The sequence below is a fragment of the Dielma fastidiosa genome (genome assembly GCF_003475485.1).
Classification (GTDB): Bacteria; Bacillota_I; Bacilli_A; order Erysipelotrichales; family Erysipelotrichaceae; genus Dielma; species Dielma fastidiosa.
The window spans coordinates 12,555-32,435 of sequence record NZ_QRQL01000006.1 but is presented as its reverse complement, the minus strand read 5'-3'; the positions used below and the strand labels follow the sequence as shown (position 1 = coordinate 32,435).

The 19,881-nt window shown below is 39.0% G+C and carries 19 protein-coding genes; 10 read left to right on the top strand and 9 right to left on the bottom strand.

What is annotated here, in order from left to right; translation table 11 throughout:
• Window positions 1-473 precede the first annotated feature (473 nt).
• Window positions 474-2,948, bottom strand: coding sequence for a PRD domain-containing protein (locus DWZ33_RS12370; RefSeq protein ID WP_118455024.1), 2,475 nt, complete (start codon window positions 2,946-2,948; stop codon window positions 474-476).
• Window positions 2,949-3,219: 271 nt separating this feature from the next.
• Between DWZ33_RS12370 and DWZ33_RS12365 the strand changes: the two genes are divergently transcribed.
• The 7 genes from DWZ33_RS12365 to DWZ33_RS12335 all read left to right on the top strand — a co-directional run bounded on the left by DWZ33_RS12365 (window position 3,220) and on the right by DWZ33_RS12335 (window position 8,118).
• Entirely contained in the window at window positions 3,220-3,633 is a 414-nt protein-coding gene (locus tag DWZ33_RS12365; RefSeq protein WP_029472726.1) for a PTS sugar transporter subunit IIA, read from the top strand.
• Window positions 3,634-3,661: 28 nt separating this feature from the next.
• Window positions 3,662-4,126, top strand: a complete 465-nt coding sequence (locus tag DWZ33_RS12360) for a PTS sugar transporter subunit IIB (protein ID WP_118455023.1) — start codon at window positions 3,662-3,664, stop codon at window positions 4,124-4,126.
• Between the two features lie 20 nt (window positions 4,127-4,146).
• Window positions 4,147-4,893, top strand: a complete 747-nt coding sequence (locus DWZ33_RS12355) for a PTS mannose/fructose/sorbose/N-acetylgalactosamine transporter subunit IIC (RefSeq protein WP_117536550.1) — start codon at window positions 4,147-4,149, stop codon at window positions 4,891-4,893.
• 1 nt (window position 4,894) lies between these two features.
• Window positions 4,895-5,740 (top strand): PTS system mannose/fructose/sorbose family transporter subunit IID, encoded by an 846-nt coding sequence (locus tag DWZ33_RS12350; protein ID WP_022936495.1) that lies wholly within the window; start codon window positions 4,895-4,897, stop codon window positions 5,738-5,740.
• Between the two features lie 21 nt (window positions 5,741-5,761).
• Window positions 5,762-6,559 (top strand): BtpA family protein, encoded by a 798-nt coding sequence (locus tag DWZ33_RS12345; protein ID WP_118455022.1) that lies wholly within the window; start codon window positions 5,762-5,764, stop codon window positions 6,557-6,559.
• 72 nt (window positions 6,560-6,631) lie between these two features.
• Entirely contained in the window at window positions 6,632-7,450 is an 819-nt protein-coding gene (locus DWZ33_RS12340; protein WP_118455021.1) for a BtpA family protein, read from the top strand.
• Window positions 7,447-8,118 carry an HAD family hydrolase gene (locus tag DWZ33_RS12335; protein WP_182425696.1) on the top strand — a complete coding sequence of 224 codons (672 nt, stop codon included), beginning with the start codon at window positions 7,447-7,449 and terminating at the stop codon, window positions 8,116-8,118. Before DWZ33_RS12340 ends, DWZ33_RS12335 begins: the two co-directional genes overlap by 4 nt.
• Before the next feature lie 44 nt (window positions 8,119-8,162).
• On the opposite strand, the gene DWZ33_RS12330 is transcribed toward DWZ33_RS12335, so the two are convergent.
• Window positions 8,163-9,317 carry a phosphoglycerate dehydrogenase gene (locus DWZ33_RS12330; protein ID WP_118455019.1) on the bottom strand — a complete coding sequence of 385 codons (1,155 nt, stop codon included), beginning with the start codon at window positions 9,315-9,317 and terminating at the stop codon, window positions 8,163-8,165.
• Window positions 9,314-10,399, bottom strand: a complete 1,086-nt coding sequence (gene serC / locus DWZ33_RS12325; protein ID WP_118455018.1) for a 3-phosphoserine/phosphohydroxythreonine transaminase — start codon at window positions 10,397-10,399, stop codon at window positions 9,314-9,316. The genes DWZ33_RS12330 and serC overlap by 4 nt, the downstream gene beginning before the upstream one ends.
• A 171-nt stretch (window positions 10,400-10,570) precedes the next feature.
• On the opposite strand from serC, the gene DWZ33_RS12320 reads away from it, so the two are divergent.
• A complete protein-coding gene (locus DWZ33_RS12320) occupies window positions 10,571-11,359 on the top strand; it encodes a PHP domain-containing protein (RefSeq protein ID WP_022936489.1) in 789 nt (262 codons plus the stop codon).
• 55 nt (window positions 11,360-11,414) lie between these two features.
• Here the strand turns inward: DWZ33_RS12320 and DWZ33_RS12315 are convergent, their stop codons facing one another.
• From DWZ33_RS12315 to DWZ33_RS12300, 4 genes are read right to left on the bottom strand one after another with little or no spacing between them, the layout of a single operon-like run.
• Window positions 11,415-12,863 carry a glycoside hydrolase family 1 protein gene (locus DWZ33_RS12315; protein ID WP_220452436.1) on the bottom strand — a complete coding sequence of 483 codons (1,449 nt, stop codon included), beginning with the start codon at window positions 12,861-12,863 and terminating at the stop codon, window positions 11,415-11,417.
• Entirely contained in the window at window positions 12,847-13,209 is a 363-nt protein-coding gene (locus DWZ33_RS12310; protein WP_022936487.1) for a PTS sugar transporter subunit IIA, read from the bottom strand. Before DWZ33_RS12310 ends, DWZ33_RS12315 begins: the two co-directional genes overlap by 17 nt.
• Window position 13,210: 1 nt before the next feature.
• Window positions 13,211-14,452, bottom strand: a complete 1,242-nt coding sequence (locus tag DWZ33_RS12305; RefSeq protein WP_118455016.1) for a PTS sugar transporter subunit IIC — start codon at window positions 14,450-14,452, stop codon at window positions 13,211-13,213.
• Window positions 14,449-14,769: a PTS sugar transporter subunit IIB gene (locus DWZ33_RS12300; protein WP_022936485.1), complete on the bottom strand. Its 321-nt coding sequence runs from the start codon at window positions 14,767-14,769 to the stop codon at window positions 14,449-14,451. The genes DWZ33_RS12305 and DWZ33_RS12300 overlap by 4 nt, the downstream gene beginning before the upstream one ends.
• A 143-nt stretch (window positions 14,770-14,912) precedes the next feature.
• Here DWZ33_RS12300 and DWZ33_RS12295 point away from each other — a divergent pair, with 143 nt between their 5' ends.
• The gene (locus tag DWZ33_RS12295) at window positions 14,913-16,796 is read left to right on the top strand and encodes a BglG family transcription antiterminator (RefSeq protein ID WP_118455015.1); all 1,884 of its coding nucleotides are present in this window, start codon (window positions 14,913-14,915) and stop codon (window positions 16,794-16,796) included.
• Window positions 16,797-16,865: 69 nt separating this feature from the next.
• Here DWZ33_RS12295 and DWZ33_RS12290 read toward each other — a convergent pair whose 3' ends face one another.
• On the bottom strand, window positions 16,866-18,194 hold the full coding sequence (locus tag DWZ33_RS12290; protein ID WP_220452435.1) for a C1 family peptidase: 1,329 nt from the start codon (window positions 18,192-18,194) through the stop codon (window positions 16,866-16,868).
• Window positions 18,195-18,486: 292 nt separating this feature from the next.
• Here DWZ33_RS12290 and DWZ33_RS12285 point away from each other — a divergent pair, with 292 nt between their 5' ends.
• Window positions 18,487-18,918 (top strand): hypothetical protein, encoded by a 432-nt coding sequence (locus tag DWZ33_RS12285; protein WP_022936482.1) that lies wholly within the window; start codon window positions 18,487-18,489, stop codon window positions 18,916-18,918.
• Window positions 18,919-18,950: 32 nt separating this feature from the next.
• On the opposite strand, the gene DWZ33_RS12280 is transcribed toward DWZ33_RS12285, so the two are convergent.
• Entirely contained in the window at window positions 18,951-19,772 is an 822-nt protein-coding gene (locus DWZ33_RS12280; RefSeq protein ID WP_220452434.1) for an alpha/beta fold hydrolase, read from the bottom strand.
• Window positions 19,773-19,881: the final 109 nt, after the last annotated feature.

Below are 19,881 nucleotides of genomic sequence, written 5' to 3'. Positions count from 1 at the left end.
GTCTTAAAAGGTATACTTTATACCACACTGAAGGAGAGACAAAAAACAACTGTGAAAGTGCATAAAAAAGTCTGTGAGCCTTTACAAATGACTCAAAAATGCCTATAATGAAAGAGAAATAGAGTGTCTCAAAAAGTATACTTTTTAAGACACTTTTTCATTCTGTTAAATAGTCTCTATCATAATTTAGGTATATTACTATGCACTTAATCAAAAATATTTATGAATCAAGAAAACTAAATAAGAAGTATGCATTGAAAAAAAGATTAAACGTAAAATAAGAAACATCTGAAATTACATTGATGCCCATAGATAAAAGGAAAATCATAAGCTTTCCGCTATTAAAACAAAAATCCAGTTAAAGGTCAAAAAAGCCTGATACAACTGGATTTTTATTTATAGAATTTATCTGACTTTAATTCAAGAATAAAGAATATCAATCCTAGCCGCCTGCATGATAAGCCAAAAAGCCATCACTTCTCTAACAAAAATATCTGTACCACATAAGCAATCTCATTGGAAGGTATCTTTACACCAAACGTATCCGCGGCATATTCCAAACGATGCTCCACAATATGCATCAAATTATAATTTTCATTAGAAAATGTATTAATCTTCTGGAATCCCCAAGTTTCATTACGAATCACCCGTTCCAGCATATTCGTGCAATGACATAGATATTTAACAGCTAATACATCCGTATATGGTATATGCAGATCCTGCAATGTTTTTCTGAAACAGATATCAAGTACAGAAACGGCTTTATCCACATCAATAAACGCCACTGTCTTTGATATCACCTTATCCTTAATCTGATCAATAAAATTATTAATATGCTTACCGGTTGGATTCGATGAAGGCTCCGGCATTTTTATTTCATTGCTTACTGTATCTAAATTATTATAGGCACTCATTGATGCTTCCACAAAATGTATCAGCATATTCAAAGACACATTGCTAATTGTCCGGCAAGGGATGTGCAGGTTCTTCTGAATATATGATCCAATTGAAGTCAGCGGCTCAATATCTGTCAAGACCAGCACTCCGGCCCCCTGATTTATTTGATTGGCTTTTATACTTGCCAATTCAAGACAGTCATTGAGCTGCATTGTTTCGTTATAGTCGATGCAGTCCAGAATATAGTTTCCCTCAATTGTCCTTTTGATATAATCAACATACTGTGAAGCCACACTGTCACCATGACAGATTAATAAAATCGCAATATTAACATGATCAACCCATTGTGTAGCAATTACTAAATATGAACAAAGAAAATCAATCTCACGCTCAACAACCTCAAAATTATACACCTGTGCCAATGACTGATAAATATCTTTCGCGAGTAAATATTCATTTGGATAAAACTGTGATGTAATTGACTGCGGCTGGCTGGCTGACGATGTTTCCTCATGCGCGCGTTTTAAATAATTAGATATATGCAGCAAAATCCCATACAACAGCTGTACATTCTTCTTTAATTTAGAAAAAAATGGTCTTTGACTGAGCTTAGCCAGCGTTAACTGATACACATAAGGATTGATACTCTTTTTTATCGCATCAAGCTGAGGCGGCGGACAATCCTTCAGAACGCTGATATTCTCCCTGACATAATTCTCCATGTTATCCAATTCCCCAACATCGATATTCAATTCATTAACAAATTGATTCAGACGATGCTCATTAAATTTATTAGGCGCGTTTTTGAAAATCGCCGCGCTTTGGCTCGTTCCATCAGCGTTAAACTGCGCATAATCGGACTCGATGCAGGACAGCAGTGAGATTGCGATACTGTTTACTTTACTGTTCGCTTCACTCTGTGATAACAAATCAATCGATAATGCCTGATATGTGACATATACCTTGCGAAGCTTATTGCCCGGGTTTTCCAAATAAGCCTTTGAACAGCAAATTTGAATTTCATTGCGCATCTGATTTAAGTTACCCGGAAATTTCTTTGCTGCCAGCAACGCGATAATATCCTTATGCACGGCAATATCGGTATGAATATGTTTTGCCTCTAAACGAAACAAGTCTAAAATCAATTCTATTTTCTCATAAATTCCCCGTGACTCAATATCTTTAATCTGTAAATGAATTGGGAAGGATGTGCTTAACGGACTGATCCGCTCATCCTGTTCATCACAATCAGTTGTAGCGATTATCATCGTGGTTAACGGTGTGGCGGCTGACTGCAGGATATTGTGAAAGGACGCGGCATTGATGATAGAAGCCAGCGCATTTTGACATGAAAAGGGTAAAAACTGAATCTGTTCAAGAATCACAACACCATTTTCACAAAGCTTAAAGATACTGTCATTCCCTTTTAAACCAGCCTTTTTTTCAGAGCCATTCAACGCCTGCATAAATAAAGAAGGATCATCCTGATAATTCTGGCAATACACCGTCATCACCGGCATTTTAGGATCATTGCGCTTCTTGCGGGCATAATTGACCATATGATAAGAAAAACTAGTTTTACCTACACCATTGGGGCCATGAATCAGACATGGAATCCCATAAGGCGGATAACTTACCGCACTCTTCGCGTTTAATACCGCTTCACTTAAAGAACCCGTCGCCCCGATGATCTCATCAAGACTATCTAATATTTCTTCATCATCATTTGCAGACTGGACAGCTGCTTTCTGTGACAGATAATTATTAAAATTTTCATCCTTACCAACTACAGATGGGAAAAAGCAATCCGGATAATGCTGAGTAAGCATTGCATAATCTAAATAATAAACCGGCTTTCCCTGAATCTTGATGGCATCTCCATTCTTCCAAAGTGTATTTAAATCTCTTGATACATTCGCTCTGTCCAGCTGCAGATCCAATGAACAATTTAGGGCATCTACACCATTCTGATTCAGCTGATCCGTTTCAATCAGCTCCGCCGTTTTCACCTTTAAATACTTTTTGATTTTATCAAGCCGTTGTGAGTTCATAGAAATCCCCTTTTTTGTGTTTAATTAAAATTAATGTGTGTATAAGTGACTGCACAGGTTGTAAACATTGACATCATGTGTGTAATTATCATTCAAATCTTAACACAGATGAAATTATAATGTCAAATTATCGATTTATCCACCCATATCGATCAAATAAATGTGTTTATTCTGCATAACACACGTATCAAGTGTGTAGCTTTTTTACCAAATTTTGTGTTTTATTTTTTTGATGTTATTATCTAGTCATGAACAAGGAGGTGGATAGGTAATGGCCAATTTGCTTTTATTGAGCCATTCACAGTTAGCAGAATCAATCTACGAAACTGTGAAATTGATAATGGGGAAACCAAGTGATTCAGTATCCTATATTACGCTTCCCTATGGGCAGGATCTGCAGGCTTATCAGGCAGAAATCGAAGCTCATGTGGAGAAAGCAAAGGATGAGGGCATACTGATCCTTACAGATTTATTTGGCGGCAGTCCATTTATGATATCTGTAAAAACATTTGATAAATATCATGACACAGTTCCAATTGAAATTATCAGCGGTATGAACTTACCAATGGTGGTGGAGCTGGTCAATGCAATTTCTCAAAGCCGATCATTAAATGAGCTGAAAGAAATCGCGCTGAATGCCGGTATTAACGGCATTGTCGATTTCAAAGCAAAATTAAATGCTTAAGTCAGAGTAAGAAAGGAGTTTGAAATTTATGAGTATTAAAATGATTCGTATTGATGACCGTTTAATTCATGGTCAGATTGTAACCGCATGGGCTAAAAATATCAATGCCGGTAAAATTTGGATCGTAGATGACGGCGTTGCGAAGGATGATTTTATTAAAGGTGTAATGCAGATGGTGGCGCCAAGTGACAGAGAGCTGATTATCAGCAGTGTTGCGGAAGTACCTGCCTTGCTGGAAAAGCTGGATGGTGAGGGTGACAATGTCTTAATTTTAGTTAAGTTTCCTTATGTTGCTCAGGAAATATTCAAGGCAGGTGTAAAACTTAAAGAGCTGAATATCGGCGGTATGGGGGCTAGTGCTGAACGTAAGAAGCTGTTTAAAAATATCAGTGCCAGTCAGGCTGAAAAGGATACATTAAAAGAAATACAAGATTCTGGTGTCAATGTTTATTTTCAGGTAACACCAGATGAAAAACGAACGGAATACAAATAAAGATAAAGGAGGATAAAATAATGTTTGTACAAGCTTTATTAATTGGAGTATTAGCTACCTTATGTGGCAGTGTATTCCTAGAACTCTGGGTTTGGGTAATGAGAAACCCAATCATCGAAGGCGCATTAGTTGGTTTGATATTAGGAGATTGGATGACAGGGGCTACGATTGGCGCTACGATTCAGCTGATCTATATGGGACAGATTACGGTCGGCGGTATCTCATCCTTTGATAAATGTTATGCCGGTGTAATCGCGACGGCGGTAACGATGCTCTCTCATCAAACACCGGAAGTTGGTGTAACAATTGCCGTTACCTTAGGTACGATTGGTTTATTAGCCAGCAACCTTACGATGACAGTCAATGCAGTCTTTGTTCATATGGCTGATAAATATATCGAAACCGGTGAAACAAAACGTTTATGGATTTATAACTGGCTGCTGCCTAATTTATTTGCCGGTGTAGTTTATGGCTTGCCTGCGTTCTTTGTTTGTTACTTTGGCGCCGGTGCCTTTGAATCATTCATGGCATCACTGCCTGCCTTTATTTCCAATGCCTTAACCGTTGTTGGTTCTATTCTGCCGGCACTTGGAATCGGTATGATGTTTAAAGCGGTTTATAAGCAGAAATTCCTTGCCTTTGCGATTATTGGTTTCGTTTTGATTGCTTATCTGCACTTAGATATTATCGCATGTACACTAGTTGGCGGAGCTGCCGCTCTATTATATTGGACATTAGGTTTAGACAAGTTAACGGAGGGTGAATAAGATGACTAATAATGCAGAAATGGTAAATACACCAAACAATGAAAAGCATCTTACTAAGAAGGATTTAATTAAAACTTTTATATTATGGGAAACAATGACAGAAACCTGTTTATCTTATGAACGTTTGATGTCATTAGGATTCTGTCATGCGATGACACCGGTCATCAATCGTTTATACAGTGATGATAAGGAAGAACGTGTTAAAGCATTAAGAAGACATATGTTATTCTTTAACACTGAGAATAACTGGGGTGCGTTTATCCCCGGCTTAGTTGCTTCGATGGAAGAGGATTATGCGAATGGCGGCAATGTTTCTGAAGATATGATTAAAAACATTAAGGTAGGTCTGATGGGGCCATTAGCCGGTATCGGTGATACAGTTACTCAGGGCTTAGTAAAGACGGTTACCTTAGCGATCGCTGTTGATATGACATTAAAAGGCAGTGCGATTGGGCCTTGGATCTTCGTATTCCTTTATACTTTATATCTGCTGTTAATGGGTATCTTTACCTTTAATCAAGGATATAAAGTAGGCCGCAGTGTATTGAATAAGATTACTGATAAAAAGATTATGAATAAGATTACTGATTTATTGTCAATCATCGGTTTAACCATTGCCGGTGCCATGGTTGCCAATAATGTCAGCATCTCTACCCCATTAGTTTTAACGTTTGCGGATTCAACGGTTATCTTCCAGGATCTGTTGAATGCCATCATGCCGAGCATGCTGAGTGTTGTCGCAGTCGGCGGTGTCTTTGCCTTCTTAAAGAAAGGTACTTCCGTATTTAAGATTATGATTGCAATGTTTATAATCGCTGTTGCATGCAGTTTGATCGGCATACTGTAAGCGGGAGGATGAAAAATTATTATGTGGATGAAAGAGCTATTTAAGACGGATAAGCCAGTCATTGGGTTAGTGCATTTACACGCGCTGCCAACCGACCCCAAGTATGATCCGCAAAGTGGTGTAGAGGGCGTTTTAGAAGCTGCGAGATTTGATTTGCTGGCCCTTCAGGAAGGCGGCATTGACGGTGTGCTTTTCTGTAATGAATTCAGTATTCCTTATACACACAATGTTAAGACGGTTACGGTAGCCTGCATGGCTAGAATCATCGGTGAATTAAAGCCATTAATCAAGGTTCCCTTTGGTGTTTGTGTCGCTTCTGATCCAATGAAGGGTTTTGATTTAGCGGCGGCGGTAGGTGCTGATTTTATCAGAGAGGTGCTGCATGGTGCCTTTGCCGGTGTCTATGGTATTAATAATGTTTCACCGGGTGATGTTGAACGGCATCGTTATGAGGTCGGCTGCGGTAAGATTAAGACGATGACGGCGGTGATTCCTGAAGGATGCGCGCAGTTAGCCGAAAGACCCTTAAAAGAGGTTGTCAAAACATTGACCTTTAATCTGAATCCTGATACGTTATTGGTTTATTCAAGCAATCCGGGTTCAGTAATTGATATTGAACAGGTTAAGGAAATCAAGGCGGTATCAAATACGCCGGTATTCGCCAGCAATGGCGTTAAGGTGGAAACCGTAGAGGAAATCCTGTCTGTCTGTGATGGCTGTATTGTCGCAACCGGCATTAAAGTCGATGGTGAATTCTATAATCAGGTGGATGTTACGCGGGTTAAGCAGTTAATGGCTAACGCTGAAAAAGTACGTTAAAGAAAAGAAAAGAAGATAGGATTTAAATGATATCTTCTTTTCTATTACCAAAATTTGAGGAGGCAGTTAAAATTGGAACGGAAAACATGGTTAAGTGATGTAATTGGAACAGAGAAGGCAGCAATTGGTGTCGTGCATTTTAAAGCCTTTCCTTCTGATCCCTTGTATGATGCAGAGGGTGGACTTGAAGCGATTGTGGATGCGGCGCGAAAGGATTTGTTAGCTTTGCAGAATGGCGGCATTGATGCTGTCTTATTCTCAAATGAATTTTCATTTCCTTATGAACCCGAGCCTGCCCTTGAGGTAGTGGCTGGTATGGCTTATGTTATCGGTGAATTAAAAAAGGATATCACTGTGCCGTTTGGCTGTAATGTCATCAGCAATACCCATGATTCAATTGCCTTAAACGCGGCAGTCGGCGGCTGTTTGATGCGGGGAACATTTGCTGGCGCTTGGTCTGGGGATATGGGTCTAATCAACGCGCAGCCTGGTGAGTTTTTAAGACATCGGCATAATTTAGGATTAGATAAAAAGCTTAAAATGGTGCATTATATATCACCGGAAAGCAGCAGTGAAATCGGCGGCAGAGATAAGCATGTGATTGCGGACAGCGCATTATTCGGCAACCTTCCGGATGCCCTTGGTATCTGCGGCGCCAGTGCGGGAAAAAGTATCGATCTGCCATTTATGAAAGAGCTTCGGGAAGCAAGAGCGGACGTCGTATTATTTGCAACAACCGGCGTTAAATATGAAACGATTGAGGAAATTTATTCAGTGGCTGACGCAGCCTTTATTGCCACCACCTTTAAGGTAGACGGCATCTTTGAAAATCCTGTGGATGAAGAGCGGGTCAAACGCTTTATGGATAAGCTGAAAGCATGGCGGTCATGAAAACGATAAAAGGCATCTTATTTGACTGCGACGGCGTTTTGCTGGACAGCGAAGCCATCTATCTGAACGCGTTGGTTCAATATTTGGCATCCATCAATTATCCGACAACCATTGAAGAAGTAACCTTTGTATTAGGCAAACCGATGAAACGTATCGTTGCTGATTTGCGTACTCATTTCAACATACCCCAAGCACTAAGCGATCAGCAGCTGATTGACGGTCAGCGGGCAATATTCAGAGCCCAGTTTAATGCGATGCAGCTGCAGCCTATGAATGGCCTTGTTGATTTTCTCAATTTATGCCGTCAAAAAGGGTACCGTCTGGCAATTGTATCTTCCAGTGATTTAAGCTATATTGAAGATGTCGTTAAACGGCTGAAGATTCAAGATTATTTTGATCTGCTGATCAGCGGTCAGATGATTGAACATGGCAAACCAAGTCCGGATATATATCTGCTTGCCCAGCAGCAAATGGCTCTGCCAGCCGATTCATTGTTGGTTATTGAAGACAGTCCGGCCGGCATTCAGGCTGGCAAAGCGGCTGGCTTAACTACGATTGGTTATAAGGGCAGCATTATTGATCAGGATACTTCTAAAGCTGATTATCAGGTCAGTGATTATCATGAATTAATCAAGCAGTTTGATTCTCTGATCAAGCAGCTGCAGTAAAAAGCTAAGGCGATAAACCTTAGCTTTTATATTATTAATATTGCTTATTCGATGATTCTAACCTTTAATACTTGATCAATCGCTTCAAGCTCCCCTTTGATATTGGCTGCCGTGGTTTCTATATCCACCAGTGTTACTGCCATCTCCCCTTTTGATTTATTCAGCAGATTGGCGATATTAATTCCAGCGGCGGATAAGACATTGGTAATTTGCGCAATCATATTTGGCACATTGCGATGCACACAGACAACCCGGGCATGACCACTGCGCTCCATGCTCACATTAGGCAGATTGACAGAATTGACGATATTGCCGTTTTCTAAATAATCAGTCAGCTGATTCACTGCCATCACCGCACAGTTTTCCTCAGATTCCGGTGTACTGGCGCCAAGATGCGGCAATGGATAGATGTTCTTTCTGCCAAGCATGGCCGGTGTCGCAAAGTCTGTCACATAAGCCGCAAGCTTGCCTTTTTCTACCGCCGCGATAACATCATTTGCTTCAACCAATCCGCCGCGGGCAAAATTTAATAAACGCGTACCATTTTTCATCATCTGCAGCGTTTCTGTATTTATCATTCCCTTTGTATCTTTAGTTTCCGGAACATGCAGCGTTATAAAGTCACACTTCTTATAAATTTCTTCCAATTTCTTTGCGTGAATGACCCGTGTGGACAAGCTCCATGCGTTATCCACAGAAAGGTATGGGTCATAGCCATAAACTTCCATGCCCAGATGTACTGCCAGATTCGCCACTTTAATACCTATCGCACCTAAACCGATGACGCCTAAGCGTTTGCCCGCAATCTCCGGACCGATGAAATTACTCTTACCCTTTTCTACAACCTTATTGAAATCTGCCGTTTCATTTAATGACTGAAGCCACTCAATTGCCGGATAGATCGGTCTGGCACTCATGATCAGCGCGGCAGTTACCAATTCCTTGACAGCGTTAGCGTTAGCTCCCGGTGTATTAAACACAACGATACCCGCTTCATTGCAGCGGTCAATAGGAACGTTGTTAGTGCCTGCACCGGCTCTGGCAATCGCTTTTAATTCAGGATCAAACGGAATATCATGAAGTGTGGCAGAACGGACAAGAATCGCGTCGGCAGCCTCTAAAGCATCACCAACTTCATAATTTACAGGAAATAAGTTTAAGCCTTTTTTAGATATTTTATTGTATGTTTTTATTTTCATTTTAAGTTCTCACTTTCAAATTGACGCATAAACGCGGTTAGCTTTTCAACACCTTCGATCGGCATTGCATTGTAAATTGAAGCCCGCATACCGCCGACACTGCGGTGTCCTTTCAGATTAACCAGTCCCGCGGCTTCTGCCTCTTTCACAAATTTCTTATCCAATTCAGCATCACCGGTTACAAAAGTAATATTCATCATTGAGCGGTCTTCCTTTGCGACCGGTGCCTTAAACAGCTTTGACTGATCCAGCGTTTCATAAAGCAAAGCCGCTTTCTTTTCATTGATTGTCTTCATTTGATCAAGACCGCCGATTTCTTCTTCCAGCCATTGCAGTACAAGCCCGCAGATATAAATCGCATAGGTCGGCGGTGTATTAAATATTGAATCATTATCTGCATAAGTCTTATAATCAAGCATACTCGGTGTTTTCTCATCCGCCTTGCCAATCAGGTCTTCACGAATGATTACAACGGTTAAGCCAGCCGGCCCCATGTTTTTCTGGGCACCCGCAAAGATTAAACCATACTGCGTTACATCAATCGGCTCACTGAGAATACAGCTGGATAAATCGGCAATTAACGGCACTGCCCCAGTATCCGGCAGCTGATGATACTTAGTACCATAAATCGTATTATTTTCGCAGATATAGACATAATCCGCCTCTGGATCAAATTGATCTTTTGTGGTTTTAGGAATATATGAAAAACCTGCCTCTTCACTGGATGCGATCAGATTGCAGGTTCCTAATTTCTTCAATTCCTTCATGGCTTTCTTACTCCATAAGCCCGTATTGATGACATCTGCTTTTCCTTTAACCAATAAATTCATCGGTATCATAGAAAATTGTAAAGAAGCTCCGCCTTGCAGAAACAATACTTTATAGTTATCAGGAATGTTCATAACCCTGCGTAAACGCTGTTCACATGTCTGTATGATCGTCATAAAATCACACGAACGATGACTCATCTCCATCACTGACTGGCCACTGGAGCCATATTCCAGCATCTCGGCGGACGCTTTTTTCAGTACCCATTCTGGCAGCATAGAAGGACCTGCGGAAAAATTAAACACTCGTGTCATAATATGACCTCCTTTTCAAAGGTGTTAACCTTACAGTGATTATACATCGCTTCACAAGTGATGTAAAGATACTTTCAGCGAATAATGTATAATTTTCATCATAAATGTAAAATGTTTCTTGATTCTATGAATCGCATAGTCTATAATAAACTACAAAGAGGAGGGGATTCAATGATTGACGCACATATGCACCTAGAACAAGGCAGTTATACGGTTGACTGGCTGATGGAGTTTATAAATACAGCCCAGAGCCGAGGAATCAATGAAATCTGGGTGTTGGAACATACACATCGCTTTTTCGAATTTGCACCGCTTTATCAGCAAGTGAAAGAAGTCAACGATCTGCAGCGAAAGTGGATTGAAGACAAACACCTGCTGCCTCTATCATCTTATACAAATTTCATCCGTGATATGCGTAAAAAAACATTTCCGATTACTGTTCATTTCGGCCTTGAGGTTTGTTACTTCCCTCAGCATGAGCAGTTTATCCGTGACATGCTTGCGGAATTTAATTATGACTTTGTGGTTGGCAGCATTCATTTCATTGACAACATGGCCTATGATTTGAAAGGCATCAGTGAAGCGACGCTGTGGGATCGTTATGATACTGACTGGATCTGGAAGCGTTATTTCGAATTGATGGAAGCTTTGATCAAGAGTGATTTATTTGATGGAACCGCCCATCCGGATACATTAAAAATGTTCCATCGAATGCCTGAATTTGATACAACCGCTAATTGGAACCGCATTGCCGACTTACTGGTTAAGCATCAAATGTATACAGAAAACAATGTTGGCTGTTACTATCGCTATAACCATGAGGAAATGGGGCTCAATGATAAGATTCTGCAGATTTTCAAGGATCACCATGTCAAGCTTTACTGTGCAACTGATGCGCACAATCCAAAGTTTGTCGGTATCCACCTGGATGAAATTAAAGATAAAACTTTATATGATTAAGCAAAAAGATCAATGAAGCTCACCTGCATTCATTGATCTTATTTTTATATAGAACTCAATCGGTTAATGAATCACCATGGGTTCGAATCACTTCTTTATACCAATTAAAACTATCCTTTTTATACCGCTTGCCGCTGCCCTGCAAATGATCATCAAGATCCACATAGATAAAACCATATCGTTTGCTCATCTCACCGCTGCCGCTTGATACAAGATCAATTGGTGACCAAGCGCAGAAAGCTTTCACATCAATGCCTTCCTTTAACGCGTAATTTAATGACATCAGACATTCCTTATAATAATCAATTCGCCTTGGATCATGAACATGCTGCTGCTCATCAAGCTGTTCAAGCTCGCCAATACCGCATTCCGCAATGATGAGCGGACACTGATAACGCTCATAATACGTTCTCAAGTTATGAATCATCAGCTTACCGTCAGCAGGCCAGCCCCATTCATTTACCTTATTTTCAGGATTAATTGTAAACGTCTTAGGGTCAAGTGTATCTTTATCAGCATTCACCGCAAATGTATAATAATAGCTCAGTGCCAAAAAATCCATCGTATTTTCTTTAATTAATCGTAATTCAGCTTCACTTGTCACAATCTTAATTCCCTGTTCCTCAAAATAATTTAAGATATATGCAGGATAACTTCCTCTTAATTGGACATCACTGTAAAAAAGCTGAAGCTGATTCCTTTGATCGGCCAATAAAATATCCTTCTCCCGATATGAATATGGATAAGCAAGACAATCTGCCAGCATCGTTCCAATCATTAGATCAGAATCGTGTAAAGATTTCGCAAATTGCTTCACTTTAGCACAGGCAAGGAATTGATAATGGATGGACTGATAACATACCTGCTGATAATTATCACAATTTTCTTTGAATACACCAAGTGATGGAAACATTTCAAAAAATAATAGATTAATTTGATTAATACAGATCCAATACTTAACCTTATGATGATATCGCTCGATAAGAACTTTCGCATAATTTACATAAAAATCAACCAGTTTAGGGTTCTGCCAGCCGCCGTATTGATTTACAAGATAAATCGGCATGTCATAATGAAAAATAGTAATAATCGGCTGCATGCCGTTTTTAATAATCTCATCAATTAATCGATCATAATAAGCGAGTCCTGCTTCATTCGGCTTTGTTTCATCACCTTTTGGAAATATCCGTGTCCACGCAATTGAAATTCTCAGGCATTGCAGACCCATTTCCGCCATCAATTTTAAGTCCTCAGGATATGTGTGATAAAAGTCAATGGCTTTGCGTTTGGGATATAAATCATGATTTTTATCTTGCATATAAGCTTCAATATCTCTTTCATTTAACTGACAATGCTCTTTCCTTTTGTCTGGTGATACAGCCTTATGCAAATCTGGGATGCTTATCCCCTTGCCGCCTTCATTAAATCCACCTTCAGCCTGCGCCGCACACATCCCAGCGCCAAACATAAAATTTTCAGGAAAATGATTATTTATCTTTTTCAAATAGTGCATCCTCCAATCGGCATAACCGCGCATTTAATAATTGATACATTGCCATCATCTGCACCGCTGTATTATATTCTGAATTAATCGTCATCAGCGTATCCTGAGCATGTGCAAAAAGCAATTCCGCGCTTTCCTTATTCTCCTTTGCCATTGCCTTTTGAATCACTTGTGTCTGAATTATATGCGCCTCTTTTATTAGTTCATTGGCTTTATTTAATTCATCAGCAGCAGCATCTATTTTGCCTTCCATCATATAATTTAACGCTGTCTGAATCTGACATCGGCCATCACCTGACAGAGATATCATTTTCATCGCTGTTTTTAATTGCAATTCCAAATCCATTTTATTTCCCCTCTCCATTATTTTCATCTTTTAATACCTGAGTTTCATATACCTTAAAGAACGGAAGCCATACCACACAGGCAACAGCAAATGCAACCGCAAGCAGAAGATAGCTTCTTAAATCATAATTAACAAGAAAGCATGAAATGAAGGTTGGAATAAAGCCAAGATTCAGCGCTTGGGAAGGAATCGTTACAAAACCTAAAGTCAGTGCAAAGTAAACAATAATCGGAATAACAATACTGTTAATCCACATTGGAATCATTAAAATGGGATTTAAAATGATTGGTGCGCCATAAACGATTGGCTCATTAATATTACAAAGCGTTGGGATAAAGGCCCCCTTCGCGATTCCTTTAAGTTTTTTACTCTTTGATTTCAGCATATAGAGGACAAGCGGCAGCGTACAGCCTAAACCACCGATGGCACACCAGCCTGAATAGATTACCTCGTTTGTTGCTACCCCGACTACTGGATTGCCTGCCGCAACAGCCGCGCCATTTAACGCAATATTGCCAATTAAGATTGGATAAAAGGCTCCTGACAGAATCCAGCCGCTGGCGCCAATCGAATAGAAGAAAACATATAAGAAGTTAATTAATACGAAACCACCTAACGTATTCGATATATTTTGAATCGGAGCGAAAATTTCTGTAATCGCATTTAATATATTAAAATCAAGCAGATATACAATTACAAAAGGAATCGCGAAGCAGATGGCTATCGGCAGCATCTGATTAAACCAACTAGTAACAAAATCTGGCAATACACTGTTTTCACCAAAGAAAGAGAAATCAGCAAGCCTGCACATGATATATGATACAAAGTAACCGCCGATTATCGCTAATACAATTCCTTGCGGGCCTAAATTGGTAAACATAATTCCAGTTTCTCCCCAAGGATTCAGATTCCATTTCTGCAGCATCAGGAAAACTCCTACAGACGTGATGATACTTATCAATTGAATTTTCTTTTTTCTTTTACCTTCAGCGACATAATAAGGAATCATTATAGCCACAAAGAGTCCTAACAGATAAAAGGTATAATAGTAAATCGTCGATAAATCCGGCAAAATCGGAAAATACATCTTACATGTCGTAATAATATTAACGATTGAGCCAACCAAAATAATCGGCAATGTCGCAATCATTGTTCGCTGCAAGGCTTTCACCCATACATTCTGGGCAAATTTATTGACCTTTGGCGCAAAGCTTTCATTCATCCAGTTAATTAAACGGTTCATCTTTTTTCCTCCTCAGCCATATTAAGTGCCAATTGAAGTGCACCAAGACCATCTAACGCACCGTAAATTTCACTCGGTATACATTGAACCGGCACATCATAATCTTCTCTGGCCATTTCTTTTATACTTTCTTCCATTGTTTTTAAATGCGGTCCTAAAAGGCAGACATCTGCTTCCTCCAGATAGCTTTCAATCTCATACTCACTATGTGCGCTGATTTTAATATCTGTGCGCTGAAGCTCTTTAGCTGCTTTTTTCATATTCTGAGCCAGACATGTGCTGGACATCCCCGCTGCGCAAATTAATAATACATTCATAAATTCCATCCCCTTTCTGATACCCTTATTTTCGCTTATAATGGATTTGAAAAGCAAATCAAAATTGGCACAGCGGCCGCGCCAAAGTTAACTTTACGATGCTTATCAAAAATTTGTATAATAGGATTAAATAGGAGGATTATATGAAAGATAAGAAAAATCAAATTCTCGAATATCTATATCAATATGGTCCGGCAAAGGCGAAAACAATTTCCGATAAGCTGGATATATCACTGCGCTCAGTACAGCGGTATATTCATGAATGGAATGAAACCTACAAAGATTTGATAAGAACTGATAATGCGTTTTATAGTATCAATCAGGAACAATATAAAAAGCTGCAGGAGAGTCAAATTGATTATTCACGATCCAAAAGGATCCAGCAGATTATGGTTAAATTAATACGCAGCCATGATTGTTTAAACATTGAGGATCTCTGTGATGAATTCTTTGTCTCCACCTCTACAATGCGAAAAGATATAATTGAAATTAAGCAGCATGTGAAACCATTTGGCATCACGGTTAACATAAACGCTGATAATATTTATGTAGAAGCAGAAGATAAAAGCCGAAGACAATTAATTAAAGAGAATTTATATGCGGAGATGAATGAGAATTTTATCGATATGCATTTAGTGCAGAATTATTTTCCTGATTTTGATGTCGAAGCAATTAAAAAAATTATTACTCAAGAATTTACAAGTAAGCAATTTTATATTGATGAATATTATCTGGATAATCTATTGCTGCACTTAATCATCAAGCTCTACTGCTTAACTGATGAAACTGAAATAAGATATTGGGAAGCTTCGAATGTCTTTGAAGAAATGTCTGATCATATATGCAGCGCTATTGAAGATTTATATCATATTTATTTTGATGCTGAGGAAAGAAAAGACTTAAGCTGGCTGATTTATTCTTATATTCAAAAAAATCATCAGGAAATAGATATTAAAGAAGATAACTTAATACCCGCCGATATTTATGATACATTAGGTAATATCATCAATGAAATTGATCAAATATATGGGATTGATTTAAGAAAACATGATCTAAACTTTTTGGATAATTTTGCTTTACATATTAAAAATCTATTATTTAGAAGCAGTCACGGCATTGTTATTAAAAATCCCATTACTGGTTCAATCAAAGCAAATTATCCATTACTCTATGAAGTTTCGGTTATGATAACTAATCGTCTGCAAGAGGTTTATACCATTTCTCTGAATGAAGATGAAATCACCTATATTGCCCTGCATATTGGATCGCAAGTTGATTCAATCAAATCTTTGACGACAAAACTGAATTGTATCCTAATCTGTCCTGAATTCTATGCTTTAAGCAAGAAATTGTTATCAACCTTGAAATCACGCTACAGTGAAGAAATTGTGATTACAGATATTTTAACCGATAGTAAATTATTAAAATACAAACCCTGTGACCTGATTATATCAACTATAACCCTGCCTTTAGAAACAACACAAAATAGTATCAAAATTGATTATATATTAACCCGTGAAATGAGTCTTGAGCTTGATACATGTATTCATCAGACATTAAAAAAGAAAAATGCTGCACGTTTAAAGTACAATATTTCAAAACTGTTGTCAAAAGAACACTTTTTCATCATTGATAATGGACTTAATCAAGAGGAAATCATTCATCTTATGGGAGATAAATTATTCAGCAGCGGATATGTCGAGGAAAGCTTCACAAACGATTGTCTCAGCCGAGAAGTTATTTCACCTACTGCTTACAATACGATTGCTATTCCTCACCCAATCACCTTAAATGCCAAACAAAGCATAATCAGTATAGCGATTGCGAAAAAGCAAATCGTCTGGCACAATCATAAAAAAATCCGATTAGTGCTAATGCTTGCTATCGAAAAAAAAGATTTGCCGATGTTTAAACCGATTTTTGAATTTATATCTTATTATATAAATGGTGAATTAAACATTCAAAACATCTTAAATGCCAATAATTTTGAAGAGTTTAAAGCAGCATTCTTGAGCTGCTTAGATTAATAAAATAAAAAGAGCTGCAATCATTTAGATACTCTGATATGAGTAATTACTAAATGTTACAGCTCTTTTTTAAAATGCCAGACTGCCCATCGGGTCCCAAGGCTCTAATTCTTTAGGCTCTTGCGACAATGCTGCCAGCTGTGCTTCATTCAGGTATTTCTTGTTGATTACAACCTGATAGGTAAATTCATTAAACCAATTATCACTGGCAACAAAGTAACCCTTTACCCCTTTATCCTCACCCCAGCTGTTCTCAATCTTCCAGCGGTTCGGTTTTCCTGACGCGTCTAAATTGACACCGGTAAGCACCATTGCGTGATTCATCGCGCTGTCACGGTAATCAAGACGCTGTGCCTTACTCATTTGGAAGCTTAAGCCGCCCAGCATCTCACCTAAGGCAAAAGAATCCTGATCCCAGATGCCAAAAGTACGATCCGCATATTTTGAACAGTCACTGCCAAACCATACCAGCTCGCCATCCTTCATCTGTTTAATAACTAAATCTTTTAATTCATTCATTTCAACATTTAGATATCGAACGCTTCCCTCAACGAGATTGCCAAGATATTTAACCGTGTAGCAATGACCAAACGGCTTATCCTCAGTCGGTGCGTTAATAACACTGACATAATCGCTTAAATCTAGCTTAACGTATTGCTTATAGAATTCTTGGGGCGTCAGATGCTGAGAATGATAGTTCTTATCCTTATCCCGATAATCAAAATCAAAGCTTTCAGGCGGATTGCCGAAACAGATACAGAGCGCCCGATACATTTCACAAAGCATTTCTTCTTTTCGCGCTTCCGTCGGTTTTCCCTCATGAACCAACGCTCTTAATTCAGCCGCATCTTCACGCAGCTTCGTATTCAGCATTTGATTCATCGCCGCTGTGTTCGATGACTGATAAGTTTCCGGCATCGCGGTCTTAGGCACAACACCATACTTCTTTACCAAATCGGCAATCATATCCCATTGACCGCCGTCATTCAATCCCTGCAGCAGCCAATCCAGCGTCCGATTGCCAACCGGCAGTTCCGCACTGTCAAGAATAGCTTCAAGGAAGTAATTGATCTTCTCAAATTTATCCCAAAAGGCAATATAATTCTGTGACAGCTCCATGCTTTCCATTCCGCAGTTTTTCGCAGCTGCCTCTCTTAAGACATTCATAGCGGCAAAAATCCAGCAGCGGCCGCTTGACTTCTGATTTGTAACCTTAGAGCTGCACAAATCAATGGAAAAATCCATTGTCAGCTTACGGCCGGCATTTGCGTCATAAGCTGCGTCCATCAAATCCGTTTTTGAAAGAGCACAGCCCAAAGAACGCATCATTGAATCTTCAGCAGTCATTTTTTTACACTTGTCCAATAATTCCTTATCAATCATTCTGGCTTTTTTCATAAACCCTTCTTTCTGCGTCGCTTTTATCAATCAGTCTGTGACAGCAACGCTGACACATGAATCACAGACAACCATTATTATGCGGCAAAAGCAGCCGAATAAACCAATTTTATGGCCGATAAGCCAACCGCTTAATAAAAGTATATCTGTTTATGACATCTTATCAAAATCAGCCGCCTTTTACAATTCCAATCATTACTCTGCGTTTAATTAATTTCCTAATTTTAACCTTTTCATCGTCAATGAAAAGCGCTATAATAAGTATCGTGTGCAAAGAGAGGGAAAGTACATTATGAATAAAAACATATTTAAAAAAGTGGCAGCTGCCATGGTATTAACACTGGCTTTATACGGATGTCAGTCACAGCCAAGCGGCAACACAAAAGCAGATGAGCTTTATGAGCAAATGATTACTTATGTAGAAGAAGGTAATTTCTCAGAAGCGCTGAAAACTTATAACTTTAATAAGGAAGATCTGCGAGACTACAAGGATTCTGAGGCTATTCACACTTATGCCCAAGCACGTTTCCAATATGATTCATTGATTAATACTGATAGTATTGATAATCAGATGGATGCATTTACAAACGAATTGGATACGATTGCTGATGATTACAGCGGTGAATTTGCTGAGGATATCAAAGATTTCAAAGCTGAACTTGAAGCAAAACTGCCTGAAGTTCAAAAAGCTTACGATGAAGCAAAAGCAGCTGCGACAGAGTAAAAATGATTAAAAATAAGCCGTGGGATATAAACTCACGGCTTTTCTATGTCATTTTGATTTAAAAAGGCTAGTATCTGTTCATTAAAATCAGCAGCTTCATCATATAAGCCATGGCCCAAGCCTTTATAAAGAAGAAGTTTGCTGCCTGAAATCTTATCAGCCAATTCGCTCGAGGCTTTGCTGCCAACAATTTTATCCTGATCACCGCCGATGATAAACACCGGGCAATGAATTTGATTTAATTCAGCTTCACAGTTATGAGTGAGACAAGCGCGCGCCTGAATTATGTAACGGTTAAAATCTTTTGGCTTGCCTATTCTCGATAGAATCGGATAGGCAAAGCGGTACGCCTTAAGATATTTTTCAGTATATGATTTTTCTGCAGTATCAATAAAAATAGTGCGGTAATCATCAGTCTCTGCCAGTCTTATCCATTCATGTATCACCGGCTGCATTGTTTCATTAGGTTTCGCCGCGGTAACAGCTAAAACAAGCCTATTGACTTTTTCAGCAGCATCAATGGCTAAATATTGAGCAATCATCCCTCCCTGCGAAATACCTACAACATCGGCCTTATCAATATTTAAATAATCCATGGCCGCTTTCAAATCCGCCGCCATGCTGCGTGTTGATTCATCAGCAGACATATTATTTTTACGGCTGAATACATATACCTTATATTTTGAAGCATAACACCTGTACATAAACGCAAAAGGCAAAGCTAATCCTTTTACCGTTTTTAAGCCGTCACCAAGACCCGGAATCATGATTAAATTCTTATTGCCGCTGCCAAAACTAATAAAATCCATTTCCATATCGGGCAGCTTAACACATCCATTTCTTGCCTTAAACATAGCCAATCACCTCACGACTTTATGCTCTTTATTATAGCAAAGTTTAAATTAAAAGCACAGCTGCCTGTGCTTTACTTAGATTCAAATAATTATTTATTGTAACTTTATT

What these genes read in the sequence shown, in the direction of transcription:
- DWZ33_RS12370 (WP_118455024.1), bottom strand. Translation starts at nt 2,948, where the DNA reads ATGAACTCACAACGGCTTGATAAAATCAAAAAGTATTTAAAGGTGAAA.
- DWZ33_RS12285 (WP_022936482.1), top strand. Translation starts at nt 18,487, where the DNA reads ATGAATAAAAACATATTTAAAAAAGTGGCAGCTGCCATGGTATTAACA.
- DWZ33_RS12310 (WP_022936487.1), bottom strand. Translation starts at nt 13,209, where the DNA reads ATGGATTTGGAATTGCAATTAAAAACAGCGATGAAAATGATATCTCTG.
- DWZ33_RS12365 (WP_029472726.1), top strand. Translation starts at nt 3,220, where the DNA reads ATGGCCAATTTGCTTTTATTGAGCCATTCACAGTTAGCAGAATCAATC.
- DWZ33_RS12290 (WP_220452435.1), bottom strand. Translation starts at nt 18,194, where the DNA reads ATGAAAAAAGCCAGAATGATTGATAAGGAATTATTGGACAAGTGTAAA.
- DWZ33_RS12280 (WP_220452434.1), bottom strand. Translation starts at nt 19,772, where the DNA reads ATGTTTAAGGCAAGAAATGGATGTGTTAAGCTGCCCGATATGGAAATG.
- DWZ33_RS12305 (WP_118455016.1), bottom strand. Translation starts at nt 14,452, where the DNA reads ATGAACCGTTTAATTAACTGGATGAATGAAAGCTTTGCGCCAAAGGTC.
- DWZ33_RS12360 (WP_118455023.1), top strand. Translation starts at nt 3,662, where the DNA reads ATGAGTATTAAAATGATTCGTATTGATGACCGTTTAATTCATGGTCAG.
- DWZ33_RS12320 (WP_022936489.1), top strand. Translation starts at nt 10,571, where the DNA reads ATGATTGACGCACATATGCACCTAGAACAAGGCAGTTATACGGTTGAC.
- serC (WP_118455018.1), bottom strand. Translation starts at nt 10,399, where the DNA reads ATGACACGAGTGTTTAATTTTTCCGCAGGTCCTTCTATGCTGCCAGAA.
- DWZ33_RS12295 (WP_118455015.1), top strand. Translation starts at nt 14,913, where the DNA reads ATGAAAGATAAGAAAAATCAAATTCTCGAATATCTATATCAATATGGT.
- DWZ33_RS12330 (WP_118455019.1), bottom strand. Translation starts at nt 9,317, where the DNA reads ATGAAAATAAAAACATACAATAAAATATCTAAAAAAGGCTTAAACTTA.
- DWZ33_RS12345 (WP_118455022.1), top strand. Translation starts at nt 5,762, where the DNA reads ATGTGGATGAAAGAGCTATTTAAGACGGATAAGCCAGTCATTGGGTTA.
- DWZ33_RS12335 (WP_182425696.1), top strand. Translation starts at nt 7,447, where the DNA reads ATGAAAACGATAAAAGGCATCTTATTTGACTGCGACGGCGTTTTGCTG.
- DWZ33_RS12355 (WP_117536550.1), top strand. Translation starts at nt 4,147, where the DNA reads ATGTTTGTACAAGCTTTATTAATTGGAGTATTAGCTACCTTATGTGGC.
- DWZ33_RS12350 (WP_022936495.1), top strand. Translation starts at nt 4,895, where the DNA reads ATGACTAATAATGCAGAAATGGTAAATACACCAAACAATGAAAAGCAT.
- DWZ33_RS12300 (WP_022936485.1), bottom strand. Translation starts at nt 14,769, where the DNA reads ATGAATGTATTATTAATTTGCGCAGCGGGGATGTCCAGCACATGTCTG.